The following is a 12743-nucleotide window of genomic DNA, read 5'->3' as shown; positions in this document are numbered from 1 at the left end:
CAGTGAGAATCCTTGTCGTGGGCGCGGGCGCCGTCGGCGGCTACTTCGGGGCCCGCCTGGTCCAGGCGGGCCGGGACGTCGACTTCCTGGTCCGCCCGGCCCGGGCCGACCTCCTGAACGAGCACGGCCTGCGGGTGCGCGACCTGGACGGCTCCGTGGAGACGGTCCCCGTCACCGCGGTCACCGCCGACACCCTCGCCCCCGACTACGACCTGGTGGTCCTGGCCGTGAAGTCCTACGGGTTCGACGCGGCGCTCAAGGACATCGCCCCCGCCGTGGGCCCCGGCACCGCCGTGCTGCCCTTCCTCAACGGCATGCGGCACATGGACGCCCTCATCGACCGGTTCGGCGCCGACCGCGTGTACGGCGGAGTGGCCATGGTGCAGACCCGCCTGGGCGAGAACGGCGAGATCGTCGAGGTCGGCCGGATGGCCCAGCTCATCTACGGCCCGGTCTCCGACACCCCCGTCGTCCCCCTGGACGCGGTGCACGCCGCCCTGGACACCGGGACGTTCTCCGCGACCGCCGCCGAGGACGCGGTGCAGGAGCTGTGGGACAAGTGGGTGTTCCTGGCGAGCATGGGCGCCTGCAACTGCCTGATGCGCGGCCCCATCGGCCGCATCAACTCCGCCGAGGGCGGCCGGGAGTTCTCCCGGGCCGTGTTCGAGGAGGCCGCCGCCGTCGCCGCCGCGTCCGGGTACCCGGTCCGGCCGAAGGTGCGCGAGCGCGCCGACCGGATGCTGGGCGACACCACCGCCGGGACCACCACCTCCCTGTACTGGGACCTCACCCACGGCAACCCGGTGGAGGCCGACCACATCATCGGCGACCTGGTGGCGCGCGGCCGCGCCCTGGGCGTGCCCACGCCGATGTTCGCGCTGGCCGACCTGCACCTGCGTGTGTACGAGGCCGGGCGCGCCTGAACCGCCGTGTGTCCGGCGGGGCGGCGGGTATCCTCCCCGCACGCCCCCTCGATCGGAGTCCCATGCCCCGCCGCCACCGCCCCCTCCCCCTGCTGCTGTGCGCCCTGCTCGCGACCGCCTGCGGGAGCGGCCCCGCCGCCGACGGCGACCGGGGGGAGGGGGCGGAGCAGGTGCGCGACCACCCGTCGGCCCCCGTCCCCGAGGGCACCGGGTCGCGGACGGCCGGGGACGTCAACGGCGACGGGTACCCCGACCTGGTCTTCGCCGCCGGCATGGACACCGAGAGGCTGACCGACACGGCCGACCGCGTCATCGTCGTGTACGGCTCCGCCCGGGGCCTGGACCCCGCCACGCGGACCGTGCTGGACCCGGGGCCGGTCCGCGCGGTGGCCGTTCCCGGCACCGGCGGCGACGGCACCCGCGGGGAGGCCGCCGACCTGGACGGGGACGGGTTCGCCGACATCCCCCTGGTCCACCACCCGGAGGGGGAGGACGGCCCCGCGGTGCACGCGGTGTACCGGGGCGGCCCCACCGGGCCCGGCGCCGACCCGGTCCCGCTGGCCCTGCCCGAGGACGGGAGGTCACCGTCGGGGTGGCCCCCGGCCGCGGTCGGCGACTTCGACGCCGACGGGGCGGCCGACCTGGCGCTGGTCCGCGAGGACGGCACCGGCGGGCAGGAGGAGATCACCGTGCTGTACGGCCCGATCGGCCCGGACGGGGCCCCGGCCCGCACCGGCTCGCGCCCCTTCCCGTCCTGGATCGGCTCCCTGGTCGCCGGCCCCGCCGACCCCGCCGGAACCGGCGGCTCCCCGCTGCTGGTGCAGCACTCCAGCGACGGCGAGCAGACGAGCAACACCCTGCTCCTGACCGGCCCCGGCGACCCGTCCGGCTGGGCGCAGGCCGACACGGTGGGCGGGTCCATGGCCGCCTTCGGGGACCTGGACGGGGACGGCGCCGCCGACCTCGTCGTGGGCGACGACGGCAACCGCAACAACGAGCCCGGGTACGAGACCGAGCCCCCTGAGGTCCACCACCGCCTCAACCTCTACCCCGGCCCCCTCACCGCGGACCCGGGCGACCCGGTCGGCCTCGACCTGCCCGGGGAGGCGACCGCCGCCTACGGCGGCACCCGGGCCCTGGCCCTGTGCGACACCGACGGCGACGGCACCCGGGAGGCCGCCGTGGGCCGCGCCGGGCACGGGGTCGACACCGTGCACTGGGCCGACGGGGCCCTGCGGATCGCCGACACCCCGCCCCTGGTGCGCTCGGGCCCCGAGGAGGGCCCGCTGGCCGGCGGCTCCGGGACCGAACGCGTGGCGGGCCTGGAGGGCTGCGCCGACCACGACGCGAACGGCTCCGACGAACTCCTGCTCTCCTACTCGCCCGGGCCCCGGACGCCCTCCCCGGCCCGCTGGTGGGTCACCGACGGACGCGAGGACCTGGCCTCCTTCGACAGCGCGGCGTTCGGGGACTGACCCCGCGCCGCGGCGGGGTTCGGCCGGGCCCCGCGGCGGGCAGGACCCTGGGAACGCACCGCGCCCCCGCCCCGCCGCCGGGGGCCGGTCGCCGGCCCCGGGGACCGCGCCGGTTAGGTTACCCCTGCAAACGTGCGGGGCGTACACGGGATGCGCCCACCGTCGACGGGGCCGGTGGCGCACGCGCGATGCGGCCCGTGCCGTTCCCACCGACCAGAAGGACACCATGTTCCGTACAGTGCTTGTGGCCAACCGGGGCGAGATCGCCATCCGGGCCCTGCGCGCCGCCTACGAACTGGGCGCCCGGACCATCGCGGTCTTCCCCCATGAGGACCGCAACTCACTGCACCGGCTCAAGGCCGACGAGGCCTACCAGATCGGTGAACCGGGCCACCCGGTCCGCGCCTACCTTTCCGTCGACGAGATCGTCCGCGCGGCCCGCGAGTCCGGGGCCGACGCCGTCTACCCCGGGTACGGGTTCCTGTCGGAGAACCCGCAGCTGGCCCGCGCCTGCGCCGAGGCCGGGATCACGTTCGTGGGCCCGCCCGCCGACGTCCTGGAGCTGACCGGCAACAAGGCCACCGCGGTGGCCGCCGCCCGCGAGGCGGGCGTGCCGGTCCTGGCCTCCTCCGCCCCCTCCGCCGACGCCGACGCCCTGGTCGGGGCCGCCGCGGAGATCGGGTTCCCGCTGTTCGTCAAGGCGGTCGCCGGGGGCGGCGGCCGCGGCATGCGCCGGGTGGACCGCCCCGACCGGCTGCCCGAGGCCCTGGCCGCGGCCATGCGCGAGGCCGAGTCGGCGTTCGGCGACCCCACCGTGTTCCTGGAGAAGGCGGTCGTCGACCCGCGCCACATCGAGGTGCAGATCCTCGCCGACGGCGAGGGGAACGTGGTGCACCTGTACGAGCGGGACTGCTCCCTCCAGCGCCGCCACCAGAAGGTGATCGAGCTGGCCCCCGCGCCGGGCCTGGACCCGGAGCTGCGCGCGCGGATCTGCGACGACGCCGTCCGGTTCGCCCGGCGCATCGGCTACCGCAACGCCGGGACCGTGGAGTTCCTGGTGGGCGCGGACGGCTCCCACGTGTTCATCGAGATGAACCCGCGCATCCAGGTCGAGCACACGGTGACCGAGGAGGTCACCGACATCGACCTGGTGCAGTCCCAGATGCGCATCGCCTCCGGCGAGACCCTCGCCGACCTGGGCATCTCCCAGGACACCATCGTGGTGCGCGGGGCCGCGCTCCAGTGCCGCATCACCACCGAGGACCCCGCCAACGGGTTCCGCCCCGACACCGGCATCATCAGCGCCTACCGCTCCCCCGGCGGCTCGGGCATCCGCCTGGACGGCGGCACCGCGGCGGCCGGCACCGAGATCAGCCCGCACTTCGACTCGCTGCTGGTCAAGCTCACCTGCCGGGGCCGGGACCTGACCACCGCCGTCAACCGGGCCCGCCGGGCGGTGGCGGAGTTCCGCATCCGCAGCGTGGCCACGAACATCCCGTTCCTCCAGGCGGTGCTGGACGACCCGGACTTCCAGGCGGGCCGGGTCACCACGTCCTTCATCGAGGAGCGCCCGCACCTGCTGACGGCGCGGCCCTCCGCCGACCGCGGCACCCGGCTGCTCACCTACCTGGCCGACGTCACCGTCAACAAGCCGCACGGGGAGCGCCCGCACCTCATCGACCCGTCGGTGAAGCTGCCGGAGCTCCCGGCCGGGTCGCCGCCCGCCGGGTCGCGGCAGAGGCTGGCCGACCTGGGCCCGGAGGGGTTCGCCCGGTGGCTGCGCGAGTCGCCGCGCGTCGCGGTCACCGACACCACCTTCCGCGACGCCCACCAGTCGCTGCTGGCCACCCGGGTGCGCACCAAGGACCTGCTGGCGGTCGCCCCGGTGGTGGCGCGCACCCTGCCCGAGCTGCTGTCCCTGGAGGCGTGGGGCGGTGCCACCTACGACGTGGCGCTGCGGTTCCTGGCCGAGGACCCCTGGGAGCGGCTGGCCGCGCTGCGCGAGGCCGTCCCCAACATCTGCCTCCAGATGCTGCTGCGCGGGCGCAACACCGTCGGCTACACCCCCTACCCCACCGAGGTCACCGCGGCGTTCGTGGAGGAGGCCGCCGCCACCGGCGTCGACATCTTCCGGATCTTCGACGCCCTGAACGACGTGGAGCAGATGCGCCCGGCCATCGAAGCGGTCCGCGCCACCGGCACCTCCGTCGCCGAGGTCGCCCTGTGCTACACCGGCGACCTGTCGGATCCGGCCGAGGAGCTGTACACCCTCGACTACTACCTGCGCCTGGCCGAGAAGACGGTGGAGGCCGGAGCGCACATCCTGGCGGTCAAGGACATGGCGGGCCTGCTGCGGCCCCCGGCGGCGGCCACTCTGGTGGCGGCGCTGCGCCGGGAGTTCGACCTGCCGGTGCACGTCCACACCCACGACACCGCGGGCGGCCAGCTGGCCGCCTACCTGGCCGCCGTGGACGCGGGCGCCGACGCCGTGGACGGCGCGGTGGCGTCCATGGCCGGGACCACCTCCCAGCCGTCGCTGTCGGCGATCATCGCGGCCTTCGACCACACCGACAGGAGCACCGGGCTGAGCCTGGCGGCCGCGGGCGACCTGGAGCCGTACTGGGAGGCGGTACGGCGCGTCTACGCCCCGTTCGAGGCGGGCCTGTCCTCGCCGACCGGCCGGGTGTACGACCACGAGATCCCCGGCGGCCAGCTGTCCAACCTGCGGACCCAGGCGATCTCGCTGGGGCTGGGCGACCACTTCGAGGAGATCGAGGCGATGTACGCCGCCGCCGACCGGATGCTGGGCCGGCTGGTCAAGGTCACCCCCTCCTCCAAGGTGGTGGGCGACCTGGCGCTGCACCTGGTCGGTGCGGGGGTGTCCCCGGCCGACTTCGAGGCCGACCCGTCCCGGTTCGACATCCCCGACTCGGTGGTAGGGTTCCTCCGCGGCGAGCTGGGGGTGCCCCCGGGCGGCTGGCCCGAGCCGTTCCGCACCCGCGCCCTCCAGGGGCGGCCGGCGGCCCGCCCGGTGGTGGAACTGGACGAGGAGCAGCGCGAGGGCCTGGAGAAGGACCGGCGCGCCACGCTGAACCGGCTGCTGTTCCCGGGGCCGACGGAGGAGTTCCAGAAGCACCGTTCGGCCTACGGCGACACGAGCGTGGTCTCCAGTGCCGACTTCTTCTACGGCCTGCGCCAGGGCCGGGAGTGCACGGTGGACCTGGACCCGGGGGTGCGGCTGCTCATCGAGCTGGAGGCGGTTGGCGAGCCGGACGAGCGCGGGGTGCGCACCGTGCTGGCCCGGCTCAACGACCAGCTGCGGCCGCTGCAGATCCAGGACCGGTCGCTGGCCTCGGCGGTGCGCGCCGCCGAGAAGGCCGACAAGAACGTGCCCGGGCACGTGGCGGCGCCCTTCGCGGGCGTGGTGACGCTGGTGGTGGGCGCCGGTGAGGCGGTCGAGGCCGGTGCCACGGTCGCCACGATCGAGGCGATGAAGATGGAGGCGGCGATCACCGCGCCGGTGGCGGGCACCGTCGCGCGGGTGGCGGTCGACCGCGTCCAGCGCGTGGACGGCGGCGACCTCCTGGCCGTCCTGGAGTAGCGCCCGGCGGTGCGCCCCCGCCGCGTCGCGGCGGGGGCGCACCCGTGTCCGGGGACGGAAGAGAGAACAGAGGAGAGGGGGAGGGGGCCTGTGTGGTGAGGAGACACCGTCCGGCCCCGCCCGGGGAGGACGCGCGCGGCGCCGTTCCCCAACCTGATGGAGCCCCCTCACCCGGCAACCGAATCCGTTGCCTCCAACAAATCTTACAACCATCTCCGCTTTTCAAAGCAAAATCCGAACAGATTTCCGTTGCCCGGACCTTGACTCGCGACGGTGCGCGCATCCCCGGACCCACCGCCGGCCGCACGCGGGTGCGGCGGCCGCCCGCGGCCGGGCGCGGTCCGGCCCCGGCCGCGGGCGGGGCCGTTCACTCCTCGGCGTGCACGGCGCGGGCCGGGGCGGGCGCCCGTCCCCACTCCATACGCGACCAGGGCGCCGTCAGCCCGGCGGTGTCGCGGACGGCCACCGGCTCCAGTGTGCTCACGTCCGGCGCCTCGCCGTGGCGGGCGAACACCGACTCCACGTACCGGTGCCCGGTGTCGGCGGCCACGAACACCACCCGCCGCTCCGGCGCCCGCCGCGCCTCCCAGCGGGCCACCAGGTGCGCGGCCCCGCTGGACAGCCCGGCGAACACCGCGTGCTCGCGCAGCAGCGCCACGCTCCCGGCCAGGGCGGCGTCGAACCCCACCCAGTGCACGACGTCGTACAGGGTGTGGTCCACGTTCCCGAAGGGGATGGAGCTGCCGATCCCCGCGATGATGATCTCCTTGTCGCGCACCGCCTCCCCGCCGAAGGTGACGCTGCCGAAGGGCTGCACCCCCACCAGCTCGGTGTCGGGCGCCCGCTCGCGCAGGAACGTCGCCAGCGCCCCGGTGGAGGCGCCCGACCCCACCCCGCCGACCACCGTCAGCGGGGCGGGGTCCAGCTCCTTGGCTATCTGGTCGGCCACCGCCCGGTACCCCAGGTAGTGCACCGAGTCGTGGTACTGGCGCATCCAGTGGTAGTCGGGGTGCTCGGCCAGCAGCTCCCGCACCCGGGCGACCCGCCGGCTCTGGTCGAACCGCAGGTCGTCGGAGGGCGGCACCTGCTCCAGGGTGGCGCCCAGGATCTCCAGCTGCACCCGGGTGGTCCGGTCGATGGTGGTGGACCCCACGATGTGGCAGCGCAGCCCGTACCGGTGGCAGGCCAGGGCCAGGCCGTAGGCGTAGATACCGCTGGAGCTGTCCATCAGGGTGTCGCCGGGGCGCACGACCCCGGTGTCGAGCAGGTGGCGCACGGCCGCCGCGGCCGAGGCCACCTTCATGGATTCGAACCGCAGGCACACCAGCCCGCCGCCGAGGTCGATCAGGTCCGGTCTGCCAAGGGTCTCGCACACGTGGTCGTCCACGTCGTCTCTCCAGGGGTCGGGGGGCTGGTGGGAAAGACCCGGGTGGGGACGAGGCCCGCCCCGCGCAACCGTTCCAGGGCGGTGTCGATCCGGGCCCCCAGGTCGTCGGCTCGGGCGTCGAAGAGCACACCGGCGACGTTGCCGCTGTGCGCGACCTGGACGCCGACCGCCCCGCACAGGCGGGCGACGCCCTTGAGCGTCCCCAGTTCCGGCTTGGGCAGAACCCGTTGGTTCAGGACGGCGCTCTCGGTGCTGATCCGCCCCACCTCGGCGGCGTCCTGGGCCGCCACCGCCGCGCGCAGGGCGGCGCGCAGGCGCTCGTGGACCGCGGCCTCGCCCCGGTCCACCCGGGCGCGCAGGCCCAGGGTGTTCACCGGTGCGCCCCCGCCGGTGAGGCAGCCCACCACGACCAGGGGCGGCAGCGGGGCGCCCAGGTCCTCCAGGACCCGGCCCTCGCGCTGGGCGAACAGCAGCGCCCGGCCTCCCTCCCACATGATGGGGTCGCTGGCCCCCTCGGCGGCGACGGCGATCCGGGCCACGGTGGCGGGGGCGGGGTCCACCCCGAACGCGGCGCACACCGCGCGCACCGCCGCGGTGACGTCGCTGGTGGAGGAGCCCAGGCCCAGCCCGGTGGGGGCGCCGCCGCGCAGCCGCAGCGTCCCCCCGCACACCCGGGCGCGGCGGGCCGCGCACTCGGCGGCGGCCAGGGCGGCGGCGCGGGCCGCCTTGACCCGGCCCGGCGGGTACACCCTCATGCGGTGCGCGGGGGTGCCGGGCCGGGGGGTGAACACCGCCTCGGTGACGGGGTCGGCCATGGGCAGGGTGACCAGGCCCCGGCGGGGGCGGCCGCCCCGGTCCAGGAACACCCCCTGGACGATCTCTCCGTGGTGGCAGGCGGCGCGGCCGGTGCCGGTGGTCACGAACCGGCCCCCGCCCCGTCGGCGCGGTACCGGTACAGGGCGGTGGGGACCGCGCTGAACTGGGAGAACGGGAAGGGTTCGGCGGACAGGGCGGTGACCCCCTCGCCGAGCAGGGCGCGGGCGGCGGCGGCACCGCTCTGGGCGTACACCACCAGCGGGATCCCGCGCTCGCGGCAGCGCGCGAGGATGGTGTCGAAGCTGCCGTTGCCCAGGGTCATGCCGGTGGCGACCACGGCGTCGGCCTCCTCCAGCACCCCGTCCATGGACGGGGCGACCTCGTCCCCCCACCGGGTGCGGCGCAGGTTGAGGTCGCAGGGTAGGCACTCGCCGCCCCGTTCGCGGATGGCGGCCACCAGCGGGTCGACCACCCCGATCAGCCCGATCCGGCGGCCCTCGGGGTCGGGCAGCAGCCCGGCGATGGCGGCGTCGCGGGCGACGGCGCGCTGCTCGGGGGTGCCCTCGGGCAGGGTGACGGCCTCGGCGCGCGGGTCGCGGTGGTGGGGCAGGGCCGCGGCCAGGTGGGCGTCCAGGGCCGCCAGGCGCAGCGGCTGCGGGAGGTCGTCGGCGAGCAGCTCGCCCAGGGGCCGCCCGGACGCCTCGGCGCACACCGCCGGGTCGAGTTCGCCGTCCTCGAAGGCGCAGGCGCCGAAGGCGGGGCCGACCCGGACCAGCACGTACCGGTTGAGGTAGGTGACGTCGCCCCCGGCCAGGCGGGTGCCGTGGTGGACCCAGAACACGCTGGTGGCCACCGGCAGCGGGGCCGGGGAGGTGCGGGCCGCCTCGAACAGGTCGCTGAGGGTCTTCACGCGTTCCCTTCCCGGGTCAGGCGGAACAGGTAGGTGAGCACGCCGTCCTCCCAGTCGTGCAGGTGGGCGACCTCGGCGGTGAACCCCAGGTCGGCGGCGCGTCCGATGATGGCGCGCAGGTCGGCGGTGTTGGAGACGATGAGGTGGACCTCCCCGCCCGGGGCGAGCAGGCCGCGTTCGGCGATCTGGGTGAAGAACGCGTCGGTCACCGGCGCGCCCACGCACACGTTGCGCACCACGTCGGGGTCGGTGCTCACCACCTGGCTGACGGCGGGCGGGTTGAAGGTGACGACGTCGAACACGGTGCCGGGGGGCACGGCGGAGAACTGGTCGGACACCAGGGCGGTGAACTCCGTGCCGGGCGCGGTGTCGCCCACGACGGTCCGGTACACGGCCTCGGCGGCGGCGACGCTGGCGGGGTGCACGTCCAGGGCGTGGACGGCGCGGGCGCCGCGCAGGGCGGCCACGGCGGCCTCCACGCCCAGGCCGCAGCCCATGGCGGCGTAGCGGCGGCCGCGCACGTCGATGGCGTCCTCCAGGATCCTCTGGTGGATCATGCGGCTGGTGGCGCCGGGCAGGAAGACACCGGGGGGAACGTCCAGGGCCCACCCGTTCCACTCGTGGGTCCGGTGGGTGGCCAGGTCGGCGCGGGGCCGGTTGAGGTCGATGATCTGCGCGGCCGGGAGCGGGGGCGGCAGCGTGGCGATGAGCGAACGGTCCACGCGGTTCCTTTCGGGAAGGGGGTCGTCCTGAGCGGCACTATAGAGGAAATGAAAATCGTTGTCATCGAATCGTGAGAACACGGAACGTGATCCGCCCCGCACCCACCGGCGCGGGGTGCCGCGCCCGGAACGGACATTCCCACTTCTCCCCCCGCGAAAGCGGGCCACTTCCGGCCCACCGGAGCCGCCGCAGGCCCGCCGCGGGAGCAGATGTCCCCGACAAGGTCGCTACTGATAATCGTTTTCACTACAGTGGACGAGCAGCCATCACCGCCTTCCGGAGAGTGAGAACCACCGCGTGTCCTCGACAACGGCGCCGAACACCGAACCCGCCGCCCGCCCGGGCGGCCCGCTGCGCGACCCCGCCTTCTGGCGCCTGTGGAGCGCCACCACGGCCTCGGGGCTGGCGACCTGGGCGCTCCCCTTCATCCTGGGCCTGGCCGTCCTGGACGGCTCCCTCACCGCCATCGACCTGGGCCTGGTCCTGGCCCTGCGCACCGCGGGCTTCCTGGCGGCCGTCCCGGCGGGCGGCCTGCTCGCCGACCGGTACTCCCGGCGCGCGGTCGTGCTCTGGTCGGGGCTGGCCGCCGCCCTGGCCACCCCCGTCATCGTCCTGGGGATGGGCTCCTCCACCGCCCTCATGGCGGCGGCCGCCACCGTGGTGGGCGCCGGCCAGGGCGCCTGCCGCCCCGCCTTCCAGGCGCTGACCGCCGAGGTCGTCCCCGAGCACCACCGGCAGCAGGCCAACGCCGCCCTGACGTTCTCCACCCGGGTCAGCACCCTGGTGGCCCCGGGGCTGACCGCCCTGCTGGCGCTGGTCACCGGGCTGTGGGTGCTGCTGCTGGGCACCGCCGTGCTGTGGCTGGTCGCCGCCCTGGCCCCCGCCCGCGGCGCCTCCGCCCCGCCCGCCCGCGCCCGCGCGCCCTTCCACACCGAGTTCCTGGACGGCCTGGCCGAGGCCCGCCGCCACCCCTGGTTCCTGGCCGGGCTGGGCGCGCTCACCGTCGTCATCGCCACCGGCTACTCCGCCACCGGCGTCCTGCTGCCGGTGGCCGGCCGCGACCACTACGGCAGCGAGGCCGTCCTGGCCGGGGCGCTGACCGCCTACACCGCCGGCGCGCTGCTGGGCGCGGTCATCGTGTCCCGCTTCAAGCCCCGCGCCCAGGGGTGGACGGCCCTGGCGGGCCTGGGCCTGTACGCCCTGGCCCCGCTGAGCCTGGTCGCCCCGGTGGGCCCGGTCGTGGTCATGGCCGCGTACGCGGTGGTGGGGGTGGGCATCGAGCTGTTCAACGTGCCCTGGTTCACGGCCGTGCAGCGCGAGGTCGCCCCGGACAAGCTGGCCCGGGTGTCCTCCCTGGACTTCCTGTTCTCCTACGGGCTGGCCCCGGTGGGCCTGGCGCTGATCGGCCCGGCGGCCGCCGCCTGGGGCGCCGGCCCGGTCCTGGTCGCCTGCGCCCTGGCCTGCGCGACCGCCCCGGCCCTGGCGGCGCTGGCCCCGGGCGGGCGCACCTTCTCCTCGCCCCGCCCCGCCCCGGCCCGGAGCACCGCGGACCCCGCCGCCGAACCCGCCACAGGCTGACCCGCCCGCCGGGCCGTGCCCGCACGAACGCCCGGGGTCGGCGCGCCCGCCGACCTCCGGGCACACCCGCGCGAACGCGCCTCTCGGAGGCCCGTCGCACGCCGAGGAGCGGGCCCGGCCGCGGGCGCGTCGGCGCCCCGGGCGGCCGGGCGGGAGGCGGCTCGCGCCCCCGAGGTCACGGCCCCGGGCGGTGTCGTGTATGTTTTGAAAACGGTTTTCATTTTCAATGAGAGGAGGCGACCATGCGCGTGGCCGTGATCACCGGCCTGCACCGCCGTGCGCGCGAGCGCGCCGTCGAGGCGGCCCTGGGCCTGCCCCGCACCCTCGTGGTCCACCACGACCTGTCGGAGATCGGCGAGGGAGCCGTCACCCGGGTCACCCGCGACCACCGCGGCGAGCTCGGCCGCGACCCCGTCCACCTGGTCCACGCCTGCGCCTCGTGCACCCTGCGCGAGGACCTCGTCCCCTTCCTGCTGGCCACGGCCGCCATCGGCGAGTACGACCTGTGCGTGGTGGACGCCTGGGACGGCGTCGAACCCCGCACGGTCTCCGAGGCCGTGGCCGCGCAGCCCGAGCTGACCCTCACCGCCGTCGTCACCGCCGTGGACGCCGACCGGCTGCTGCCCGACCTGGCCTGCCACGACGACCTCGTCGACCGCGGCCTGGACATCGCCGAGAACGACGAGCGCGCCGTCAGCGAGGTGCTCACCGCCCAGATCGAGTACCCCACCGCGATCGCCCTGCACGGCCGCCGCCACCTGGCCGAGGCCCGCGCCCTGGTCGAGCACCTCAACCCGGCCGCCGCCGTCCTGGACCCCGACGACACCTCCGCCCTCACCGCGGGCCGGTTCGACACCGCCGCCGCGCACAACCGCTGCGACCCGCTGGGCGCCCACCACTGCGGCCGCACCACCGGGCGGGTGAGCACCGTGGTGTGGTCGCGGCGCCGACCGCTGCACCCCGCCCGTCTGCACGAGGCCATGGACGACCTGGTGTCGATGACCCTGCGCGGCCGCGGCCGCCTGTGGCTGGGCAGCCGCCCCGACACCGTCCTGGTGTGGGACTCCCACCGCGACCTGGCCACCGTGGCCGCCGCGGGCCCCTGGCTGGCGGCACTGCCCGAGGCCGCCCTGGAGATGGTGCCCGAGGCCCGGCGCACCGCCGCCCTCCTGGACTGGGACCCGGCGGTGGGCGACCGGGGCCAGCACCTGGCGTTCACCGGCGTGGACCTGGACGCCGGCCGGCTCACCGCCCTGCTCGACTCCTGCCTGACCACCGACGACGAGACCGCCTTCGCCGACGACCCGTTCGCCGCCGCCGAGAACTGAGA

The 12743-nt window shown here is 75.8% G+C and carries 9 protein-coding genes; 5 read left to right on the top strand and 4 right to left on the bottom strand.

The window, feature by feature from the left end; genetic code table 11:
• The first annotated feature begins 2 nt into the window (after nucleotides 1-2).
• The 3 genes from ACFVNO_RS20210 (at nucleotide 3) to ACFVNO_RS20200 (ending at nucleotide 5999) form a co-directional block, all read left to right on the top strand.
• A complete protein-coding gene (locus tag ACFVNO_RS20210; protein WP_378894614.1) occupies nucleotides 3-923 on the top strand; it encodes a ketopantoate reductase family protein in 921 nt (306 codons plus the stop codon).
• A gap of 62 nt (nucleotides 924-985) precedes the next feature.
• Nucleotides 986-2398, top strand: a complete 1413-nt coding sequence (locus ACFVNO_RS20205; protein WP_378894611.1) for an FG-GAP repeat domain-containing protein — start codon at nucleotides 986-988, stop codon at nucleotides 2396-2398.
• A gap of 226 nt (nucleotides 2399-2624) precedes the next feature.
• On the top strand, nucleotides 2625-5999 hold the full coding sequence (locus ACFVNO_RS20200; RefSeq protein ID WP_220561460.1) for a pyruvate carboxylase: 3375 nt from the start codon (nucleotides 2625-2627) through the stop codon (nucleotides 5997-5999).
• A gap of 367 nt (nucleotides 6000-6366) precedes the next feature.
• On the opposite strand, the gene ACFVNO_RS20195 is transcribed toward ACFVNO_RS20200, so the two are convergent.
• The 4 genes from ACFVNO_RS20195 to ACFVNO_RS20180 are packed head-to-tail and all read right to left on the bottom strand — an operon-like array spanning nucleotide 6367 to nucleotide 9834.
• Nucleotides 6367-7386: a pyridoxal-phosphate dependent enzyme gene (locus tag ACFVNO_RS20195; protein WP_378894607.1), complete on the bottom strand. Its 1020-nt coding sequence runs from the start codon at nucleotides 7384-7386 to the stop codon at nucleotides 6367-6369.
• Complete coding sequence (locus ACFVNO_RS20190) at nucleotides 7344-8306, bottom strand: GHMP kinase (protein WP_220561462.1); 963 nt, start codon at nucleotides 8304-8306, stop codon at nucleotides 7344-7346. Before ACFVNO_RS20190 ends, ACFVNO_RS20195 begins: the two co-directional genes overlap by 43 nt.
• Nucleotides 8303-9112: a Rossmann-like domain-containing protein gene (locus ACFVNO_RS20185; protein ID WP_355259502.1), complete on the bottom strand. Its 810-nt coding sequence runs from the start codon at nucleotides 9110-9112 to the stop codon at nucleotides 8303-8305. The genes ACFVNO_RS20190 and ACFVNO_RS20185 overlap by 4 nt, the downstream gene beginning before the upstream one ends.
• Nucleotides 9109-9834, bottom strand: a complete 726-nt coding sequence (locus tag ACFVNO_RS20180; protein ID WP_355259499.1) for a methyltransferase — start codon at nucleotides 9832-9834, stop codon at nucleotides 9109-9111. The genes ACFVNO_RS20185 and ACFVNO_RS20180 overlap by 4 nt, the downstream gene beginning before the upstream one ends.
• A gap of 298 nt (nucleotides 9835-10132) precedes the next feature.
• On the opposite strand from ACFVNO_RS20180, the gene ACFVNO_RS20175 reads away from it, so the two are divergent.
• Complete coding sequence (locus ACFVNO_RS20175) at nucleotides 10133-11413, top strand: MFS transporter (RefSeq protein WP_355259496.1); 1281 nt, start codon at nucleotides 10133-10135, stop codon at nucleotides 11411-11413.
• Nucleotides 11414-11655: 242 nt separating this feature from the next.
• The gene (locus tag ACFVNO_RS20170; protein ID WP_355259493.1) at nucleotides 11656-12741 is read left to right on the top strand and encodes a GTP-binding protein; all 1086 of its coding nucleotides are present in this window, start codon (nucleotides 11656-11658) and stop codon (nucleotides 12739-12741) included.
• Nucleotides 12742-12743 lie beyond the last annotated feature (2 nt).

The sequence above is a fragment of the Nocardiopsis sp. NPDC057823 genome, from assembly GCF_042797335.1.
GTDB lineage: Bacteria > Actinomycetota > Actinomycetes > Streptosporangiales > Streptosporangiaceae > Nocardiopsis > Nocardiopsis changdeensis.
Note: the sequence above shows the minus strand (reverse complement) of the source record. Positions and strands in the feature narration are given on the sequence as shown.